This is a genomic window from Glycomyces sp. NPDC047010 (genome assembly GCF_040644205.1).
Classification (GTDB): Bacteria; Actinomycetota; Actinomycetes; order Mycobacteriales; family Micromonosporaceae; genus Glycomyces.
On sequence record NZ_JBEYVY010000003.1, the window covers coordinates 404,512 to 424,851 of the forward strand.

A 20,340-nucleotide genomic window follows, 5' to 3' on the forward strand; every position below is an offset into this window, starting at 1 on the left:
GATTCCCCAATGGAAGGCGATCGAGATGTCATCCCTCAAGAGGACTATCGGAGCGGCGGCGGCCGGGCTGCTGGCCGCCGCCGCACTCGCGGTGGGGCCGCCGGCGCCCGCCGCGGCGCAGGAGGCGACCCTCGTGGAGACCGAAGTGGTGTTCCACAGCGGCGACCGCGAAGTCGGGGCCACGATCATCGCCCCCGAAGGCGCGCAAGGGCTCCCGGGCGTGGTCCTGGTGGCCGGGTCCGGCCCGGGGCCCGACCGGGACCGGTACCGGGCGAACGCGGAGGCGTTCGCGGAGGCCGGGATCGTCGCGATGATCTACGACAAGCGCGGCACGGACGAGGGCTACACGCAGTTCGAGGGCTCGTTCACCGAGCTCGCCGACGACGCGAACGCCGCCGTCCAGGCGCTCCGCGTCCGGCCCGAGGTCGACCCGGCGCTGGTGGGCCTGCACGGGCACAGCGAGGGCGCGTGGACGGTGATCGAGGCTTCGGCGCGGTCCGAGGCGGCGGCGTTCGTGATCACCTCGGGCGGGAGCGGGCTGCCGCCCGAGGACACGCAGGCGTGGATGAACCGCAACAGCCTGGTCGACGCGGGCGCCGGTGACGCGCTCACCGCGGCGCTGGGCGACAGGATGATCGCGGCGCTCGTCGCGGACGACTGGTTCCGGCTGGCCGGGTACGACCCGACGCCGCCGCTGAGCGAGCTGGACCGGCCGTTCCTCGGGGTGTTCGCGGAGTTCGACCTGAACACGCCGCCCGGCCGCACGATGGAGCTGTACCAGGCCGCGCTGCAAGGGAACGAGAACTACGCACTGCGGCTGATCCCGGGCGTGGACCACCGGATGGTGGCCACGGTCGACGGGACGAAGGCCCCGGACTACGACCGGGACGAGATCGACCCGCGGTACGTGGACGTGGTCGCCGACTGGGTCCACGGCCTCGCGGCCGGGGAGACCGGGGTGGTCGTGGACCCGATCCCGGTGGAGGCGGTGTCGACGGGCCCGGTCGCGGCGGCGCCGTGGTTCGGGACGGCGACGGCGCTGCTGGCCGCGATCGGCCTGTTCGGGGTGCTGTTCCTCGCGTATCCGGTGGCGGCGCTGGCCGCGAAGGTCTCCGGGCGCGGGCCGCTGGCGGCGACCTGGGCGTCGCGGACCGTCGCGTCGATCGGCCTGCTGCTGCCGCTGCTGGCGGCGTGCTATTCGGCGTGGATCCTCATGAGCGGCGGCCAGGAGCTGCTGGGCCCAGTAGTCGCGGGGAGGCCGCTGCCGTGGCTGGTGCTCCAGGCGGCGGCGGTGGCGATGCTGGCCGGGGCGGTCGTACTGGGCGTGCAGTGGTGGCGCCGCCGGGGTGACCTGGGAACCGGCTCGAAGCTGCGGTTCTCGGCGCTCCTCCTCGGTGTCGCGCTGATGATCCCGTGGGGCGTGTACTGGGGCCTCGCGGCGTAGGGGGAGGCCCGGCGGCGGGGGGCGCCGGGCTTCCGTTCGCTAATTTACATAAGCAGTGTATATACTTTCTCTATGGTTTCACGGAGCCCCGACGACATCGACCAGTTCTCCGCGCGGCTCACCTCCCAGGCGAGCCGTTTCGCCCGCACCGCCTCCCGCAGGGCCGGGACCCGCCGGTCCCTCATCTCGCTCCGCGCGCTCGCCAACCTCCAGCAGGACGGCGACCTGCGCGTGGGCGAACTGGCCCTGCGCGAGGCGATCACGCAGCCCGCGATGACCTCGGCCGTGAACCGCCTCGAAGCCGACGGCCTCGTCGTGCGCCGCGCCGACCCGGCCGACGCGCGCGCGTCCGTCGTGAGCCTGACGGAGGCCGGGGCCGAGGAGCTCCACGAGTTCCGGATGCGCGCCGCCGCGAAGGTGCGGCCCGCGCTCGAAGCGCTGAGCGAAGAGGACCTGGCCGTGCTCGCCAGGGCCGCCGACCTGCTCGAAGCGCTCGCGGACCGGCTCAACAAGGAATGAACCCCGGGGCCCCCGGCCCCGCACATAGGAGGAAGTGCCCGAATGGAAGAGCCGAAGAAGGCGTCGATCCTGCGCCAGCCGACGGCGGTGTGGGCCATCGCGTTCGCGTGCGCGGTGTCGTTCATGGGGATCGGCCTCGTGGACCCGATCCTGCCCGCGATCAGCGAGGGCCTCAAGGCGTCCCCGTCCCAGACGATGCTGCTCTTCACGAGCTACCTGATGATCACCGCGGTCGCGATGTTCTTCAGCGGCTACATCTCCAGCCGCGTCGGCGTCAAGCGGACCCTCATCGCCGGGCTCGCGCTCATCGTCGTCTTCGCGGGGCTCGCAGGGGCCTCCGACACGGTCGGCCAGATCATCGGCTTCCGCGCGGGCTGGGGCCTGGGGAACGCCCTGTTCATCTCCACCGCGCTCGCCTCGATCGTCGGCGCGGCCTCCGGCGGCAGCCGCCAGGCCGTGATCCTCTACGAAGCGGCCCTGGGCATCGGCCTCGCGGTCGGCCCGCTCCTCGGCGGCGCGCTCGGCGAGGCGTCCTGGCGCGGCCCGTTCTTCGGCACCGCGGTCCTCATGGCGATCGCGCTGGTCGCGATCGTGGTCCTCCTCAAGGGCCCCGTGGCGAAACCGGCCCCCGTGCCGCTCACCGCGGGCTTCACGGCCCTGCGCAACCCGGCCCTGCGCACCCTCGCGATCACCGCGCTGTTCTACAACTACGCGTTCTTCACCCTGCTCGCCTACTCCCCCTACCCGATCGAAGCCGCCGCCGCGAAGTCCGGCCTCGACTTCGGCGCCCACGAGCTCGGCCTGGTCTTCTTCGGCTGGGGCGCCGCCGTCGCGATCACCTCGGTCTTCGCCGCCCCGATCCTCACCCGCCGCTTCGGGCTGCTCCCGGTCCTCTACTCGATGTTCGCGCTGCTCGGCATCGCCCTGGCGGCCATGGGCATCGGCGTCAAGTCCGCTCCGCTGCTGATCACCGTCGTGATCCTGGCGGGCCTCTTCCTGGGCGTGCTCAACACCGCGCTGACGGAGACGGTCATGGAGGCCACGGACCTGCCTCGCGGCGTCGCGTCCTCCACGTACTCGGGCGTGCGCTTCCTCGGCGGCGCCATCGCCCCCGCCGTCACCGGCTACATCGCCGACGCCTGGGGCGCCGGGTCCCCCTACTGGTTCGCCGTGGCGGCGCTCGTCATCGCCATCGCCGTCCTCGCGTTGGGAAGGCGCACACTGACCCACCTGACGCACCCGCACCAGGACGCCGAGACCGAGGCCGAGCTCATCACCGCGGGCGACGAGGTCTAGGCCGACTCGCGCAGCACCAGGACCGGGTCGAAGATGACCGAGGTCGGGTCCGGCGAGGGGTCCTCGATGCGCTGGAGCAGCAGCCGGACCATCTCGGCGGCCATCGCTTCGAGCGGCTGGCGGATCGTGGTGATCCCGGGGCGGCTCAGGCGGGCCGGGGCGCTGTCGTCGAAGCCGACGACGGCCACGTCGTCGGGGACGCGGCGCCCCTGGTCGCCGAGGGCGTGGATCGCGCCCTGCGCCATGAGGTCGCTCGCGGCGAAGACCGCGTCCAGCTCCGGCACCCGGTCGAGCAGCTCCTTCATGGCGCGTTCGCCGCTGTCGTAGGTGAACCCGCCCTCGGCCGCGGGCACGAACGGGCAGCCGTGCCGGGCCCAGCCCTCCTCGTACCCGGCCTGGCGCTCCTGGGCCGCGGGGATCTCCAGCGGGCCGGTGATCGCGACGGGCCGGCGGCGGCCGATCGAGGCCAGGTGCTCGGCGGCCATGCGGCCGCCCTCGCGGTGCGCGAGGTCCACATAGCTCACCGGACCGGGGTGCGCGGGCCGGGCGAACCGCACCGAGGGGCGGCCCACGTCGGCGAGCATCGCGGGCAGCCGCTCGTCGGGGTACGTGGAGATGAGCAGGGCCCCGTCCGCGTTGCCCTGCTTGAAGTACGCGGTGATCGCGAGGTCGTCGGCCGGGTTCTCCGCGAGCATGAGCGCCGGGAAGATCCCGCGCGGCTTCAGCGCCCCGATGATGCCGGTGAGGAGCCGCCCGAAGAACGGGTCGGTGAGGAACTGCCCGGCGTTCAGGCTGTCGCTCAGGTCGGTCCCGGCCACGACCACCCCGACGGCTTCGCTGCGGCGGGTCACCAGGGACCGCGCGGCGCGGTTCGGGACGTAGCCGGTGACCTCGACGGCGCGACGCACGACCTCCTGGATCTCGGGGGCGACGTTCCTCGTCTGGTTGATGACCCGCGAGACCGTCGCGCGCGAGACGCCGGCGACGCGCGCGACGTCCTCAAGCGTCGGGGAGGGATCAGCGCTCATCGCCAAGTTATAGCACGGTCTCGGAAATCGCTCTCCCGCAAGAAAAGCCGCATCAGGGCGGCAACCACCCATCCGTGCCGCCGATTCGGTCGAAATATCTAGATATCGAAGAACTTGACAATCTCGAAATCGGCGTTCTAGCATGAATTCATGGGAGAGCGCTCTCCCATACAGCCCGGCAGGCATCCGTCCGTTCCTTCCCTTCCGCACCTCCCTGGAGGCCCATATGCAGGAACAACCCCCACCGGACCACCGCGGTTTCAAACGGCGCGCAGCGCTCGGCGGCGCCGCGGCCGCCGCCGTCGCGGCGGGCCTCGGCGCCGGGAGCCTCGTCGCCCGCGCGCAGGCCCAGCCGCCGAGCGCCTGCGGCGAGGACCCCGACGTCCTCCCGCCCACCGACGCCTACGACCCCGACCTCGGCCCGAACACCCTCGTGTTCGGCCCGTCCACCCCGGCGGCCGAGATCCAGAGCGCGGTCGACGCGATCACCGACCAGATGCGCACCAACCAGTTCGGGCGCGAGCGGCACGCCGTGCTCTTCCGTCCCGGGACCTACGCCGCCGACATCGACCTGCGGTTCTACACGCAGGTCGCCGGGCTCGGGCTCCTCCCCGGCGACACCGTCATCGACGGCCACGTCAGGGTCGAGGCCGACTGGCTCCCCCAGGGCGACGACCGGCCCGACTACCTCGGGAACGCCACCCAGAACTTCTGGCGCTCGGCCGAGAACCTCACCATCCGCAACCCCGCGGGCCAGATCGCCCGCTGGGCGGTCTCCCAGGCGGCCCCGTTCCGCCGCATCGACCTCCAGACCACCGAGATGCAGCTGTGGGACGGGTACGAGGGCTGGGCCTCCGGCGGGTTCTTCGCCGACTCCCGGTTCTCCGGCCGGGTCGTCTCCGGCTCGCAGCAGCAGTTCTTCACCCGCAACTCGAACCTCCAAGGGGGATGGGCGGGTTCGGTGTGGAACATGGTGTTCGTGGGCACCGGCGGCGCGCCCGCGCACCACTTCCCCGACCCGTCCCACACGGTCGTGGACCGGGCGCCCGTCATCCGCGAGAAGCCGTTCCTGTACACCGCCTCCGACGGCGAGTTCCGGGTCTTCAGGCCCGCGGTCAGGCGCGACGCCGCCGGGACCAGCTGGGAGGGCGGCGCCCCCGCGGGCACCTCGATCTCCCTCGCTGAGTTCTTCGTCGTCAATCCGGGCGAGGACGTCGCCACCGTCGACCGGGCGCTCTCCGAAGGGCGGCACCTGCTCTTCACCCCCGGCGTGCACGAGTTCGACCGGACCCTGAACGTCACCGCGCCGGGGACCGTGGTCCTCGGGCTCGGCCTGGCGACGATCATCCCCACGGGCGGGCAGACCGCGATCGCCGTCGCCGACGTGGACGGCGTCGTCATCGCCGGGCTCCTCATCGACGCCGGGGAGGCCGAGTCCGACGTCCTCGTCCAGATCGGCCCGCCCGGGTCCGGCGCCGACCACAGCGCGGACCCGGTCTCGCTCCACGACCTGTTCGCGCGCATCGGCGGCGCGCACCCCGGGTCGGCGAAGGTGAGCCTGGAGATCAACTCCCGCAACGTCATCGCCGACCACCTGTGGCTGTGGCGCGGCGACCACGGCGAGGGGGTCGGCTGGGACGTCAACCCGGCCGCGAACGGCATGGTCGTCCACGGCGACGACGTCGTCGCCTACGGCCTCTTCGCCGAGCACTACCAGGAGTACCAGGTGATCTGGGCGGGCGAGCGCGGCCGCACCTACTTCTTCCAGAACGAGATGCCGTACGACCCGCCGGACCAGGCGACCTGGCGCACCGGCGCGAACGGCTGGGCCTCGTACAAAGTGGACGACTCCGTGGCCGAGCACGCCCTGTGGGGCGGGGGCGGCTACTGCTTCTTCAACGTCAACCCGGACGTCGTGTGCGACCGGGTCTTCGAGACCCCCGGCCACGGCGGCATCCGGCTCACCTCCCTGGTCAGCGTCTCCCTCGGCGGCGTCGGCACCATCCGCCGGGTCGTCAACGAGACCGGCGACCAGGTCGACGCCGGGTCGTTCACCGCCTACGTGGTGGCGTACCCGTGACCCCGCAACCCCGAACAGGAGCGACGATGCGAACCCCCATGTCCCGCAGAGCGACCGCGATGCTGACCGCGCTGTTCTGCGCGGCCGCCGCCTGGGCGGTGGCCCTCGCGCCCGCCCAGGCCCAGGAAGAGGAGGCGCTGCTGTCCCACCAGCGGCCCGCCTCGGCCTCGTCCGAGGAGAGCCCGGACTACACCCCGGCGTCGGCCGCGTTCGACGGCGACCCGGGCACCCGCTGGTCCTCGCAGTTCAGCGACGACCAGTGGATCCAGGTCGACCTCGGCGGCCAGTTCGACCTGACGCGGGTCGAACTCGTCTGGGAGGCGGCCTACGCGACCGCGTACGAGATCCAGGTGTCGGCGAACGGCTCCACCTGGACCACCGCCTTCACCGAGTCCTCCGGCGGCGGCGGGTCCGAGTCGATCACCCTCGACGCGACCGGCCGGTACGTGCGGATGCAGGGCCTCGACCGCGTCGGCGGCTACGGCTACTCGCTGTGGAGCTTCGACGTGTACGGCTGCGCCGCCGGCGGGGGCACCGAGGTCCCCGACGGGCCCGCCGAAGTGGAGGTCGTGGGCTCCCAGGGGAACTGGCAGCTCACCGTGGACGGCGAGCCCTTCGTGATCAAGGGCCTCACGTGGGGCCCCTCCCCCGCCGAGGCCGCCGCGCTCATGCCCGAGGTCGCCGCGATGGGCGTGAACACGTTGCGCACGTGGGGCACCGACGCTTCCTCGCTGCCGCTGCTCGACGCGGCCGCCGCGCACGACGTGCGGGTCATGCTCGGCTTCTGGCTCCTGCCGGGCGGCGGGCCGGGCTCGGGCGGGTGCATCGACTACACCACCGACACGACCTACAAGAACCAGGCGCTCGGCGACATCACCGGCTGGGTCGAGACCTACCGCGACCACCCGGCGGTGCTCATGTGGAACGTCGGCAACGAGTCGGTGCTCGGCCTCCAGAACTGCTACTCGGGCGCGGCGCTCGAAGCGCAGCGCAACGCGTACACCGCGTTCGTCAACGACGTAGCCGTGGCGATCCACGCGATCGACGCCGACCACCCGGTGACCTCCACCGACGCGTGGACCGGCGCGTGGCCCTACTACGAGGCGAACTCCCCCGACCTGGACCTGCTGGCCGTGAACTCCTACGGCGACATCTGCGGTGTGCAGGAAGCATGGGAGGCGGGCGGGTACGACCGGCCGTACGTCGTCACCGAGACCGGCCCGGCCGGCGAGTGGGAGGTCCCCGACGACGCGAACGGCGTCCCCGACGAACCGTCCGACGTGGACAAGGCCGCGGCTTACACCGAGGCGTGGGAGTGCATCACCGGCCACGAGGGCGTGGCCCTGGGCGCCACCATGTTCCACTTCGGCACCGAGGGCGACTTCGGCGGCGTCTGGTTCAACCTCTACCCCGGCGGCAACCGGCGCCTGTCGTTCTACGCGGTCGCGGAGGCGTACGGCGGCGCCGCGCAGGCGAACACGCCCCCGGTGATCACCGGCATGGACCTGGGCCTCGACGGCCCGGTCGTCGGCGGCGAGGAGTTCACCGTCGACCTCGACGTGTCCGACCCCGACGGGGACGCGCTCGAATACATCCCGATGGTCAACAGCGCCTACGTGAACGGCTCGTGGGACATGCTGCTCGCGGACTACACCGTGAACGCGGACGGCACCATCGCGATCCGCGCGCCCGAGATCCTCGGCGTGTGGAAGCTGTACGTCTGGGTCGAGGACGGGCACGGCAACGTCGGCGTCGAGAGCCGCTCCTTCGAGGTGACGCTCCCCGACGTCGCGGGCGAGAACATCGCCCTGGGCCGGCCCGCCGACGCCTCGACGTTCCAGGAGTGGGGCGGCCACACTCCGGCCGCGGCCTTCGACGGCGACCTCGCGACCCGCTGGGCCAGCGAGTGGGCCGACGACCAGTGGCTGCGCGTCGACCTCGGCTCGCGCCGCGACTTCGACGCCGTGCAGCTGGTCTGGGAGACCGCGTACGCCACCGGGTACCAGGTCCAGGTGTCGGACAACGGCACCGACTGGACCACGATCCACACCGCGACCGGCGGCAACGGCGGCGCGGACACCCTCCAGATCTCCGGCACGGGCCGCTACGTGCGCGTCCTGTGCACCGACCGCGCCACCGAGTGGGGCTTCTCGCTCTACGAGTTCGGCGTCTACACCTGATGATCCGCGGGCGGGCCGCCCCCGCGGCCCGCCCCCTTCGAAAGGAGACCGAGATGCGACTGCGCCACGCCGCGATCGCCCTGGCGGGCCTCGCGGCGGCCGCCGCGGCCCTGGTCGTGACCCCCGCGGCGAACGCCGCCGACGAGGTGACCCACCACGAGTTCCAGGCCAACTGCACCATCCATCACACCGCCCAGGACGACCCGATCGTCTACCCCGGCGTCCCCGGGGCGTCCCACGACCACACGTTCATCGGCGCCGAGGACGTCGACGCGTACACCACTCTGGAGTCCCTCCAGGAGAGCGAGACGACCTGCCTGGTCCCCGACGACCACTCGGCGTACTGGTTCCCGACCCTCATGCGCGGCGGCGAGCCGATCCTCACGGACTGGCACCTCGTCGTCTACTACAAGTCCGGGATCGAGGACTACACCGCGGTCCAGCCGTTCCCGGAGGGCCTGCGCTTCGTCGCCGGGGACATGATGGCGACCGAGCAGCAGTTCGCGGACGCGCCGGGCCAGGTCGAGGGCTACGAGTGCGGCGAGTCCTTCTTCAACTGGGACATCCCCGACTACTGCACGTCGTGGCTGAACATCCGCTACCAGTCCCCGAGCTGCTGGGACGGCGTCAACCTGGACTCGCCGAACCACAAGAGCCACATGGCCTACCCCGTGAACGGCTCCTGCCCCGCCACGCACCCGGTCCCCGTCCCCATGATCGAGTTCAAGATCCACTGGCCCGTCCAGGGCGACATGACCGGCGTCGAACTCGCCAGCGGCCCCGGCTACTCCTGGCACTACGACTTCTTCAACGCCTGGGCCCCCGACACCCTCGCCGCCATGGTCGACCACTGCATCAACGGCGGCCTCCAATGCGACTCCCGCGGCTACGACCTCTACAAACCCCACCGAGGCCAAGTCCTCGACGAGAACTACGAACTGATCCGCTGAGACAGACGATGAACGGCCCCGCCTCGGCGGGGCCGTTCCCGTCTACTCCGCTCCGCTCCTGCGGCGCCGGGCGGTCACCACGAGGAGCACCGCGCCGGCCACGACGACGACCGCCGCGACGGCGATGACCAGGCCCAGGGAAGCGCCCGTGTTCGGCAGCTGACCATGCCCGCCATGCCCGTCGACCGTGAAGTCGGCGACGTTGTCGCTCGGGTCGGCCTCGAAGTCACCGGGGTAGTACCGGTCGCCGAGCGCCAGCACCTCCAGGCGCCCGACGTCGGTGGAGTCGGCGTCGGTGATGTCAACGGCCACTTCCAGTTCGAGCTGGTCCCCGGCGCGGAGGCTCTGGAAGAAGCATGCGAAGTCGAGGCCCTCGGTGTCGATCCCGTCGAGGCGGTCGGCCCAGTCGTCGGGGCAGGTCGCGGCGTCGCCGCCCTCGACCGCGTGCAGGCGCAGTCCGTCGGGCAGGTCGCCGGTCACGACATAGGAGCCCGGCGGGTCGAAGAAGGGCACCGCCGCCGCGGTCCCGGCGTTGGCGACCGGCACCGTCACCGTGACCCGTTCGCCTTCCGGCCCTGCCGCTTCGGTGTCGGCGACGGACAGGTCGAAGTGGTTCTCCGCGGTCCGGAAGGTGACCACGCCGGTGCCCTCGTAAGGAGGCGGCGCGTCCACCGGCACCATGCCGATCAGGTTGTCCGAGTCCTCGTCCCAGAAGACGCCCCCGAATTCCTCCTCGAAGGTGTCGTCGTTGATCACGTAGACGCGGTAGTCGCAGCCGCACAGGTTGAAGGGGCCGGGGAACTGCTCGTCGAGCGCGAGCGTGATCGGGTCGGTGAGGCCGAAGACCGTACCCGGCGAGTTCTCGATATCGGTGATGAGGCAGGTGACGCCCCGGAAGGACTCCATGCAGTTGTCGAAGTCGGCGATCGCGTCCGGGGCCGCGAACTCCACATCGACCTCGGCCCCGCTGAACGCGACCACGGCGGCCGCGGCGTAGTCCGAGAAGGCCGTGTGCTGGTAGATCGTGGGGACGAGCTCGATGGTGCCCCCGGGTTCGACCGACGGGAAGCCGTGGTCCGAGAACGAGTAGACGTACTCGGCCTCATCGCCCATGTCGTTCCCGAGGATCCTGAGCGCGTCCTCGACGGTCGCGACGGTCTCGCCGTCCACCGCGAACACGAGCGTGTAGTCGTAGTACCCGGGCTCGGCCTCGAAGTCGGGCACGCTGTACCGGAACCCGAACGCGGTCTCCGCCTCGGCGCCCTCGCTCACGCAGGTGGCCACCGTGCTCCCGGCGTCGAACGTGCACCCCCCACCGGACCCGTCCGGCCCGAACGCGAACAGGCCGCCGGGGGCGTCGACCGTCACCGTCGCGGTGACGGTGTGCTCCCCGGGTTCGAAGTCCTCACCGAACTCGATGCGGGCCTGGAACAGCGCGGGAAGATCGAAAGGAGAAGTCGGGGAACCGTCGTCGACGAACACGTCCACCGGTTCGAACGACTGGGCCTGAGCGGGTGCAGCGAACACACCGGCTCCGAATACGGCCGCCACAATGGCGGCCGGCACACGCCATCGGGCGCGTAGGTCAGATGAGGGTCGCATGAGGGGTCCTTCTCGATCACCCGGGCCTTGGCGGCGTCCGGTGAGCCGGTTCTATGAACAGAACGCGTCCAACCCCCGGCGAGTTGCGATCGAAGCAGAGATTTTCGAGGTGGCCGCACCACAGCAAAATGAACAGCGAATGGGCATTGTGCCGAGAACATACAAAAAGCCCGCAGAGCGGGCCCGTGTGCCTCGGTTTCGCAATGGCTGATCGCCGCCGTCTCACACACGGACTTACCGGAACTCGGATTCAGTTCTGGTTCACCGGCCAGACTGCCCGCCGGGTTGCAGTGGGCCGGGCAAGCCAGCAGGTAGACTTCATTGCCGAGGAACAGGTGAAATGTCTTGCCGATGCCGTTGGGCTGCTTCGGAGAGCCTGGATACACGTCGAACTCCCAGTCTTCCGGCACCTGGCATAGGTACACCAGATCGGCACCGCATGCGCACTGATAGCTCTCAGGGTATTGAGCCCATGATGGCATCCCGCCGACTTTGAACTTCTGCGCTCCTATCCCGTACGCACTCGGCTCGTCATCGAAGGCGCGCAGGGTCAACGGCAGGGCCCTCACCAACGGTTCGAAATCCGTCGCAGGCAGTGTCGCCCCGCGCTGCACAAGCACCCTCCAGAACGGACCCGACTCGGGCGGCTGCGGCGCGTCCCAGTACTTGTCCATGAGACGGCCTTCGACCAAGGGCGGATTGGTGCAGTCGTTGTGGATCCGACAATGGAAGACCGAAAGATGATCGCCGCCGAACGGCCCTAGGTCCGCAGGCAGGTCGAGTTGGAAGAACAGCGTCATCCGCTCGCCGCAGAAGCACTCCGGCCACTCCTGGCCCTCCGCGAGGTAGGGCCAGCCGCCCAGCGAGTCCCGCACCGGTCCGGCCAGCTGCTCGGTTCCGATCTCGATCGCATACGCGGGCAACTCCACCTGCATATCTGGCACCTCGGGTTCAACCATCCGCTCAACGTAGTACACCGGTCCGACAGACGGAGATCGCGGAACGAGGACGACGAAGTTACGACCGGCCGAGCGATTCCGGAGACGCTGTCCGGTTGTCGAAGCCATGACAGGGCCAAACAAAAGGCCCGCTTTTCAGCGGGCCTTTGTTGGCTGGCCTGTTGGAGACGTACGGGCACGCCCTGCCTCAAGTACAGGCCCTGTACCAGCGCCTCACCACACCCTCCTATGCCACCCAAACCGCCCCGGCAGCAACGGAAGGGCGGTGAGAGGGCAGATGTGCGCAAAGCGAATCCCAGGCACGAACACAGGCGACTTCACCGAACTCACCGAGCGCCTGACCAGCCGAGACTACGACATCCTCGAGACGCTGGAACTCCGAAAGATCATGACCGCCGGCATGCTCGAAGCACTGTTCTTCCCCTCCCGCCACCAGGCAGGAGCCCGCCTGCTGACGCTCTTCGAGCTGGGCCTTCTGGACCGCTGGCGAAGTCCGGACAGCAAGGCGTACCGCTACGTCCTCGGCTGGAGAGGTCAGCACATCCGCGCAGCGATCAAGGGAGAGAAACCGCCGCGAAAACAGGATGCGATCTTCCAGGCCCAACACCGATTCCTGTCCCAGCACCGCGCTCACACCGAAGGCGTGAACGCATTCTTCTGCCGTCTCTACGACTCGGCACGGCACCGATCCGACGTACAGGTCGAGGAGTGGTCAGACCGCGACCTGGGCCTGATCTCCATCAAGCCCGACGGCACTGGGGAAGTCTCCTGGCAAGACGGCCAAAACCTCCGGTTCTGGCTAGAACACGACCGCGGCACCGAGACCCTGAAGTACCTCGCCAGGAAGATCACGGCGTACGACGACAAGGTCCGCCGATACGCGGACCGACGAGACACGGTCCTGCTCTTCGAACTCTCAAGCCAGCGCCGCCTGCTCAACTTCCTTCCAGTCGCAACCGACAGGTGGAAATCATGCATGGCCGAATGGGAGAACCCCAGTCTGATCGTGGGCATCAGCGTCGCGACTCGGAACGAGCGCACCTTCACCCACCCCGAGGAGTTCCCAGACGCCTTCGACGACCGCCGCTGGCACATCATCGGCTGGTCCGGCATCTACAACCTGACCGAACTCCCCACCCTCGCCGCAGAAATGCGAAACCCAAACCGGCCCGCCTGACCCCCAGGGGGTCGACCCCACAAGGTCGACCCCCACCCAACCCCGCGCATGAACCCCACCCATAACCGACACAGCCGAAACCCACGTTTACGCAGCTCATCCCCAGTAACCAACTACACCCCAGAACCCCTAATACATAGTCCCAGGGCGAGGAGTTTTCAGAGGACCCGCCAATGCCGGTTTCCCGGCCTACCCTCCCGGAGTCCAGGACATCGACAGCGGAACCAACCACATCAACTCTCCCAGAGCACTCCCGCTAGACGCCCGGTTGTCCGGTTAGCGACAGCTCCACACCATCATCGTCCAAGACATGGGAAATTGGATTCCATGTCTGCACCTGAATGCGGAGCCCCCACGAAGAAGGACGGACAACCCTGCCGTCGCCCCCGCTTTTACCCGTGCAAAGACCACAGCAGCGGTCAATACCCGGCCTCAAGGCTGCGCTCCGGCACGGCCCCAACCGAGCGACCCGACGAAGATGAGCTACGCCGATACCGAGACCGAAACTGGCAACGCCAGGAGGGGCAAGTACTCATCAAACTTCTCGGATCGCCCAAAGCCCGCCAGCTGCGCGGCCTGAAGGACTGCGAAGACCTCGCCAAGGTCGCCCACTACCTAGACCAAGCTGCCCGTCTCGAACCAGGCCCTCTCCTCGACCAAGTCGAAGCGCGCTGCGGCTCAGCCACAGCCAGCCTGATCCGAACCTTGACCGAGAAGCTCATTCAACGCCTGACCGGCATTAACTCGCTCAAGGACGTCGCAAAAGCACTCCGCTTCGCGGGCATCTGGCACTGCGCAGTAGCCGGAATGCTCGAAACCTGTCCCTGTCTCAACCACGTACACCAGCAGGCAACCAAATCACTCCGGAGCGATGGTCTCGGCAACCTAGATCGCTTGGGATTCGCACCAGAAGATTGATCTCGGCTGAATAGAACAGATCAGAGCTAGGCAACAACAGCTTCCTCAGCGGGGCCCTCACGCCAGGCAGCCTCATTCCCTCGCAGCGGGAGCTAGCCGTCAACTACGGCGTCGCGCGCAACACCGCAGCCGAAGCCGTGAAGATCCTGGAGTCAGAAGGACTCATCGAGAGCCGCAACCGCGCACGCCCGACCGTCCGCGAGAAGCAGCGGCCCCTGCGGCTCGGTGCCGAGCGCTACTCCAACCGCCTGCGGAGCGAGACCGGACTCTCGCCCTTCCGCGCCGAGGTCGAGAAGCAGGGCAAGACTGCCCGCGTCGACTGCACCTCCATCGAGCGCGTTCCGGCACCCGAAGAGATCGCCGAGCGCCTGGACCTCCCGGCCGACGACAACACGGTGGTCCGTCGCGAGAACTGGTACTTCGCCGACGAGGACCCCGTCCAGGTCGGCATCACCTACATCCCGTGGGCGATCGCCGAAGGCACCGTCCTCGCGACCTCTGCGAACATGGGCAAGGGCAGCCTCTACGGCCGCTTCGAGGACCAAGGGCACCGCATCACCTGGATTCGGGAAGAGATCGGCTCGCGGATGCCGACCCCCGAGGAGACCGAGCGCCTCCAGATTCCGGCCGGCGTCCCCGTCATCGACGTCATCCACACCGGCATCGACCAGGACGAGCAGCCCTTCGAGGTCACGACCTTCACCATGCGGGCCGACCTCAACGGCCTGGACTACCGCATCCACATCGAGGACTGAATGAATCCCCGCCTCGCCGGAAGCCTCAGAGTCACCGCCCTCGCACTCCTCTGGGGCTCCGGCTTCCTCTGGATCAAGATCGCCCTCACCGGATTCACCCCCATCCAGATCACCCTCCTCCGCATGGCCCTCGGTGCCGCCGTCCTCCTCGTCATCCTCCGGCTCAGCGGACTGCACCTCCCCCGCGACCGCAAAACCTGGGGCCACCTCACCGTCGCCGCCTTCTTCGGCAACGCCCTGCCCTACCTCCTCTTCGGCATCGGCGAACAGACCGTCTCCTCCGCCACCGCCGGAGTCATCAACGCCAGCACCCCGCTCTGGACCGTCCTCGTCGCCGTCCTCGCCTACCGCAGCAGATCCTCGGCACGCAAAAACGCCTGGAGCCTCACCCTCGGCTTCGCAGGCGTCCTACTGATCTTCTCCCCCTGGAACCACACCACCGAAATAGCAAGCTGGGGAGGACTCGCCTGCCTCGGCGCCGCAGCCTCCTACGGCATCTCCTACGTCTACATCGGCAAGTTCCTCGTCAGCCAGGAGCTCGGCGTGCTCCGAATGGCGACTGGTCAGCTTATCTGTGCCACGCTACTTACACTGGCAATGGTTCCATTCTTCGAATGGACCATACCCCATTTCGAGCTAACTTCGGTTCTAGCAGTGTTCATTCTCGGCACCTTCGGGACCGGGGTTTCCTACATACTGAATTATCAAATCATCACCGACGACGGCCCAACCGCAGCATCTATTGTAGTTTACTTGCTTCCGGTTGAATCAATAATTCTAGGACTTGTCGCACTAAGCGAGATACTACATCTACAGCTTATTCTGGGGCCGTGCTTATACTTCTGGCAGGATATCTACGAAAACCTGATTATCAAAATCCAAAATAGCTAAACCGAGAAGCAATCATCCAATAATCACTCCCAGTATCAATCCGCCTATCAATCCGAAAAGTAGCGATAGCGCGGATGAGATTATCAATAGCAGAAGGTCGTCTCTTTTTCGACTCCAGAAGCTAGCTTTCTCGCGACGATAGATCGGATAAATTATTGAACGTCGGAATCTTTCAGAATTCCAAGTGTAAATTACAGAAATAATAGACAAGCATGCAATAATACATACAATAATTACCTTGCTACTTCTAGGTATATCATCTTGCGCAATCAATTGAAACATCGCCGCGAAACCCAAAGGAGGCAGTGCCCAGCCAATTACATCTATAAAACGCCAATGCCGAACTCGCCTTAGGCAACGCTTAGAAATAGCTTCGATTTCACTAATTGTTGCCTTTTCCGCATCGGTAATCGCATCGCCAGGGCGTCTCGACGAACTCAGATAAAGACCTTTTGAATCTATATCGATATAGGCCCTAGTCCATGTTTCCCTGTTTGTTGCCCGAAATGAAATCGAGCTAAGTTTCCCGGGAATCGTTTCACGAATATCGGACAATTCTTCCGTTCGATATTGCTCGTTCACGATCACCTCGGGCACTGATATCCGAGATATAGCCTTGTAAATTTCGTCTAGATCATCCAAGTACATGTGAACTGGACCCGATTTGCTCCTATGGTCCGGCTCGATCTTCTTCATGATCCTGATTCTCCTTCCACTGGATGTCATCGATTCTAGCGACTTTCTTAATAGGCGCAGCGTCCGGTCTTCTCCGGCTGGATTCCGTTCTTGTTCCGCATCTTGCCCTTCATGTTCAAACTTTCTATACGTCATCAAGGGCGCGCTGCGCGCGCCTGGCGCGCGCCGCTCGCCCGGGGCATGCGACCTTCGGCCGGTGCCCGGTCGGCGGCGGGCGCCAGCAGAACGACGGCGCGAGAACGAAGGCGACATGCAGGCGAGCGTCAAGCACGGTGGGCGCAGGGGCGGCAGGGCAGCGACAGCGGATCGCGGGGAACGTCGCGTACCTCGAACCACGGCCGGAGCCACTTGCGCGAGACTCCGGCTCCGTAGGGGCGCGGCCGGCATGAACGGCGTCCGGGTCGCCTGAAGTTAAGACCGTGCCGGTCAGCGGCACCGCCGCAGGATCATCGAGGGCTACTTGCCGCCACAAGCGTCGGCTGCGAAAAGGTGGCAGGTCTGTTCCGCAGAGGGTTATTTCCTGGACCACGGCCGACGGCGGCGCATTCGCGGGCGGTCGAGGATCTCGACGTACATGATCTGCCCGTCCACGACGTCGAGGATCAGCATGCCTTTCGCCGGGCGCAGGACCACGTTGCGATGGCCGGGCCCGTACGAGCCGCCTTCGGGCCGGTACACGGTCCGGATGCTCTGGCAGCTCCGGTCCTTGCAGGTGCACCGCTCCACGAGCCGGAGGTCTTCGGTCGCACTCGCCAGGGCGGTTTCCTCCTGAAGTTCGAGGAGGTCGCGCAGCTCGGTGACAAGATCGGGGAAGACCTCTCGCAGCAGGGGGTAGTCGGCTGGCATGGAACGAGCGTAGCCACTCGCCCAGAGACGTACGCTCCCCTCTTGACGGCTCTATCTGGGGCGCGCTCGGGGCGCGGGGGCGCGCTGGGGGCGCTCCAGGGCGACCGGGATGACCGACAACGACCAACGACGCCCGGACGGATACGCAGGTCAGAGCGGAGGTACCCCGATCTAGCTGGGAGTGAAATTCGCCGCTGCCGTTACCCGGCGTACTGTCGTCTTGAGGTTCGGACTTGTCATTGAGTCCGTTCCGCACCAACGGGCCAGATTATCGTTACGGGGATTCCTCGAGCCCGAGCATGGCCTACGGCATCGGCCGTTCCGCCTTTGGCCGCTGGCAGTTGACCGTCCCAGACTGCGAAGAGATGGCCAATCGAGCTGAGGATGTGGTCATTCGCCGCCGCGTATGCTTCTCGACCTCCGGTTTCGTGCGGCATTGTGGCGACAGCACTCGCCCGGAGAAGCAAGAGGTCGTAGGCGGGTTGGTCCTCTGCACCGACCCGCCTGTCCCGGTAGTCCGCGGAGGGGACGACCACGGTTAGGCTTCCGCCAACATCGATGATCGCATGAGCAAAGAGCGAGTCCGCTCCCGTTGCAAGGCAACTGAATCCAACCAAGTCGCCATCCTGGTATGCTCCTATCTCATTTCTCAAAGCTGATCGCACCAGGTCCTCAGTCAGAGGCGTGAGATCCATATGCCCAGTGACACCGATTCGCAACTTTTGCTCCTTGCGAAAGCTATGGCGAATAGGAGTATGCGCACCCTACATCACCTTTGGCCGAATTCTTCGGATTGAATTGAATGTTATGAATCAATACAAGCAGTCAATTCGAAGTAATCGAATGGATGTTTTACCCCTGAAGGTCTCGTCGTACGATGGTCAATCTCAGCGATGGGAGTAAACCAATGAAGGTTTCGCCATACCACTCAATCAATCCCACGGACCCCGACGTCTACCACGACCAAGGCAATTGTCCGGCCGGGCAGCAGATTCCACCCAAAAACCGACGTAGTGGAACAGCAGGTCGTCGGCGCTGCCAGCACTGCACGGACATGGCGTAGGCCAACTTGTCTGACTCCGGCGCCTGATTGCATTTCGCAAAAAGCATCTGGTGTTTGTGGGATTCGGCGATCCGATTTCCATGGGCACCAGATAACTAAATTCGCTCGTCGAACTAATCTTGCTTGGGCGCAAAGTAGTCGTTGAGCATTTCTCCTACCCAGGCGGGCTGGTGGAGGTCGCCCCGAGGGCCCATTTCTTGGAACCAGGGTTTGATGTCGAGGACTGGGGTTCCGTCGATGGCGTCGAGGTCTTCGACGTGCAGGTCGAGGCCGTCGACCTTGAGGAGCTTACAGCGGCTTACTCCGAGCCAGTTGGTTCGCCTCATGTTGCGGTGGCCGAAGACGCCGACCTTGGGCCATTCGGGGTTGTCGCGGGCTGCACGGGCGCCGAAGTGCAGGTCGGTCTTGTCGGTGAGGTGGAAGTGGAAGACGACTTCGAGGTGGGAGAACTCGTCGAGGCCCTGTACCGACTCTGCGGTGAAGTTGGGGTCGTCGATTCGGATGATCGCCTGGGTGCCGCCCCAGTAGTCGTCCGTGGGTTCCTTCCGCCCTCCGATAACGTGGGCGATCGGACGAACGGTGATGTCCTCTGACATGGCTCTCCCTGGATTTCTTATCTGGAGGCGAGGAGGAGGTCCTCGGCCCTGGCCCGGAGCTCGACTGCGGCCTCGACGTCGGCACCTTGGTGGGAGTCGAGCGTCGTGATCAGCGTCTTGACGACGCTTCGGGCGCGGCCGGAACGGATGCCGTTCATGGCGTCCAGTGCTCGCGACCATGCATCGCAGGCTGATTCGAGTTCACCCTGCTGAGCGAACACTTCGGCGAGATACCCAAGGGTGACGGCGTGCGTCCTAGCGAAGGTCTCCGCCCGGCGTGCATCCACACTTCGCTCGAACTCCCGAGCGGCTCCGTCGAGGTCGCCCATGTCGCGCAATGCGCAGGCGGTTTCGTGGGCGAGGGAAGCTTCGCCGAAGAAGAAAACGCGGTCTGGTTCTTCGATTCCCGGATCGGCGGATGCGAGATCATCCTCGGCTTGGAGGAGAACTTGGGCAGCAGTGCGGTGTTCGCCGGCCGAAACCAGCGTTCGAGCTCGCACCACTCGGAGGAGCGCTCGCTCGCGCGGCGTGGCTAGCTCGATGGATGGGCCAGTGATGGAAGCTGCGGAGAAGTTGACGGCGTTGGCGGTCTGTCCGAGGTCGTTCGCCTGATGCGCCATCGCACGCAGGACGTGCCCACTGAGCGGTGCGTCTCCAGCCTCTGAAGCGAGTTCGACCGCCAGCGCGAAGGCTTGCTGCGCCTCTTGATGGCGACCGTCGTCGAATGCCATCCAGCCGACGAGGTACGAAGCTTCACCTGCCGCGGAGAAGAGCTGCTGGCGAACGGCCTCACTTCGGAAGATTCCGGCGAGCGCCTCGGACACGTCGGTCTTGAGGTATTCGGCGAGCGCATTGCGCGCATGTCCGCCACCTCGCCGTTGATCGGCTCGGGAGAACAGCGCGATCATGTCCTTGACTGCTGAAACGTCGCCTGCGCCTATTCGCTGAGGCGCAGCGGTAGGACCGCCATCGGCCCCGAGCAAGCCGGGGATCGAACTGACACCGAGGGAAAGCAGGGCTCTGCGGCGAATGACGTCCTCCTCTGCGAGCCGATGCCGTTCTTGGGCGACCACATCACGGTAGGCCGTGATCACCTCGTTCGGTACCGGGCGTTGGTCGGTCTCGTAAAAGCCTAGGGCCGCTTTGCTCCAGGGCAAGCGGCGGGCCATGTCGCCGAGACTGAGGTCGACGGCGGTTCGTGCCGCTCTGAGTTGCTGGCCTGGGGTCATCTGTAGACACCTTGTAGACGGTTTGAGTCTTCCTGTCGGCTTCGCTGTAGACGATGCTACAAGCATGGCTCCCGAGAGTCATCCACCGCTTACACATGAGCCCTGGCTGCT

Annotated in this window: 17 protein-coding genes and 1 pseudogene; 11 read left to right on the plus strand and 7 right to left on the minus strand. The window is 66.7% G+C overall.

From position 1 onward, the window contains the following. Positions 1 to 25: 25 nt before the first annotated feature. From AB0A65_RS08325 to AB0A65_RS08335, 3 genes are all read left to right on the plus strand, one after another. The gene (locus AB0A65_RS08325; RefSeq protein WP_359948253.1) at positions 26 to 1,444 is read left to right on the plus strand and encodes an alpha/beta hydrolase; all 1,419 of its coding nucleotides are present in this window, start codon (positions 26 to 28) and stop codon (positions 1,442 to 1,444) included. 72 nt (positions 1,445 to 1,516) lie between these two features. Further along, complete coding sequence (locus AB0A65_RS08330; RefSeq protein WP_359948256.1) at positions 1,517 to 1,963, plus strand: MarR family transcriptional regulator; 447 nt, start codon at positions 1,517 to 1,519, stop codon at positions 1,961 to 1,963. Between the two features lie 42 nt (positions 1,964 to 2,005). After that, a complete protein-coding gene (locus AB0A65_RS08335; protein ID WP_359948259.1) occupies positions 2,006 to 3,259 on the plus strand; it encodes an MFS transporter in 1,254 nt (417 codons plus the stop codon). Here AB0A65_RS08335 and AB0A65_RS08340 read toward each other — a convergent pair. After that, positions 3,256 to 4,287, minus strand: a complete 1,032-nt coding sequence (locus AB0A65_RS08340) for a LacI family DNA-binding transcriptional regulator (RefSeq protein ID WP_359948262.1) — start codon at positions 4,285 to 4,287, stop codon at positions 3,256 to 3,258. The two genes, AB0A65_RS08335 and AB0A65_RS08340, sit on opposite strands and share 4 nt — an antisense overlap. A gap of 226 nt (positions 4,288 to 4,513) precedes the next feature. Here AB0A65_RS08340 and AB0A65_RS08345 point away from each other — a divergent pair, with 226 nt between their 5' ends. The 3 genes from AB0A65_RS08345 to AB0A65_RS08355 are packed head-to-tail and all read left to right on the plus strand — an operon-like array spanning position 4,514 to position 9,497. Beyond that, positions 4,514 to 6,367 carry a hypothetical protein gene (locus AB0A65_RS08345; protein WP_359948265.1) on the plus strand — a complete coding sequence of 618 codons (1,854 nt, stop codon included), beginning with the start codon at positions 4,514 to 4,516 and terminating at the stop codon, positions 6,365 to 6,367. 26 nt (positions 6,368 to 6,393) lie between these two features. After that, positions 6,394 to 8,547 (plus strand): discoidin domain-containing protein, encoded by a 2,154-nt coding sequence (locus AB0A65_RS08350; protein ID WP_359948268.1) that lies wholly within the window; start codon positions 6,394 to 6,396, stop codon positions 8,545 to 8,547. Positions 8,548 to 8,600: 53 nt separating this feature from the next. Continuing rightward, a complete protein-coding gene (locus AB0A65_RS08355; RefSeq protein WP_359948271.1) occupies positions 8,601 to 9,497 on the plus strand; it encodes a DUF1996 domain-containing protein in 897 nt (298 codons plus the stop codon). Positions 9,498 to 9,539: 42 nt separating this feature from the next. Here the strand turns inward: AB0A65_RS08355 and AB0A65_RS08360 are convergent, their stop codons facing one another. Then, complete coding sequence (locus AB0A65_RS08360) at positions 9,540 to 10,610, minus strand: LPXTG cell wall anchor domain-containing protein (protein WP_359948715.1); 1,071 nt, start codon at positions 10,608 to 10,610, stop codon at positions 9,540 to 9,542. Between the two features lie 251 nt (positions 10,611 to 10,861). Then, complete coding sequence (locus AB0A65_RS08365) at positions 10,862 to 12,058, minus strand: hypothetical protein (RefSeq protein WP_359948274.1); 1,197 nt, start codon at positions 12,056 to 12,058, stop codon at positions 10,862 to 10,864. Positions 12,059 to 12,323: 265 nt separating this feature from the next. Between AB0A65_RS08365 and AB0A65_RS08370 the strand changes: the two genes are divergently transcribed. The 5 genes and pseudogenes from AB0A65_RS08370 (at position 12,324) to AB0A65_RS08390 (ending at position 15,799) form a co-directional block, all read left to right on the plus strand. Beyond that, entirely contained in the window at positions 12,324 to 13,235 is a 912-nt protein-coding gene (locus AB0A65_RS08370; RefSeq protein ID WP_359948277.1) for a replication-relaxation family protein, read from the plus strand. A 327-nt stretch (positions 13,236 to 13,562) separates the two neighbouring features. Further along, complete coding sequence (locus AB0A65_RS08375) at positions 13,563 to 14,153, plus strand: hypothetical protein (RefSeq protein WP_359948280.1); 591 nt, start codon at positions 13,563 to 13,565, stop codon at positions 14,151 to 14,153. Between the two features lie 56 nt (positions 14,154 to 14,209). Further along, a pseudogene (locus AB0A65_RS08380) lies at positions 14,210 to 14,326 on the plus strand (GntR family transcriptional regulator); the annotation flags it as partial. A 75-nt stretch (positions 14,327 to 14,401) separates the two neighbouring features. After that, positions 14,402 to 14,908, plus strand: coding sequence for a UTRA domain-containing protein (locus AB0A65_RS08385; protein WP_359948718.1), 507 nt, complete (start codon positions 14,402 to 14,404; stop codon positions 14,906 to 14,908). Continuing rightward, complete coding sequence (locus tag AB0A65_RS08390) at positions 14,909 to 15,799, plus strand: DMT family transporter (protein WP_359948283.1); 891 nt, start codon at positions 14,909 to 14,911, stop codon at positions 15,797 to 15,799. A gap of 12 nt (positions 15,800 to 15,811) precedes the next feature. Here the strand turns inward: AB0A65_RS08390 and AB0A65_RS08395 are convergent, their stop codons facing one another. The 4 genes from AB0A65_RS08395 to AB0A65_RS08410 form a co-directional block, all read right to left on the minus strand. After that, positions 15,812 to 16,495 (minus strand): hypothetical protein, encoded by a 684-nt coding sequence (locus tag AB0A65_RS08395; RefSeq protein ID WP_359948286.1) that lies wholly within the window; start codon positions 16,493 to 16,495, stop codon positions 15,812 to 15,814. 513 nt (positions 16,496 to 17,008) lie between these two features. After that, a complete protein-coding gene (locus AB0A65_RS08400; protein WP_359948289.1) occupies positions 17,009 to 17,341 on the minus strand; it encodes a hypothetical protein in 333 nt (110 codons plus the stop codon). A 1,176-nt stretch (positions 17,342 to 18,517) separates the two neighbouring features. Continuing rightward, positions 18,518 to 19,000, minus strand: coding sequence for an SAM-dependent methyltransferase (locus tag AB0A65_RS08405; protein ID WP_359948292.1), 483 nt, complete (start codon positions 18,998 to 19,000; stop codon positions 18,518 to 18,520). Positions 19,001 to 19,017: 17 nt separating this feature from the next. After that, positions 19,018 to 20,229 (minus strand): helix-turn-helix domain-containing protein, encoded by a 1,212-nt coding sequence (locus tag AB0A65_RS08410; protein ID WP_359948295.1) that lies wholly within the window; start codon positions 20,227 to 20,229, stop codon positions 19,018 to 19,020. Positions 20,230 to 20,340 lie beyond the last annotated feature (111 nt).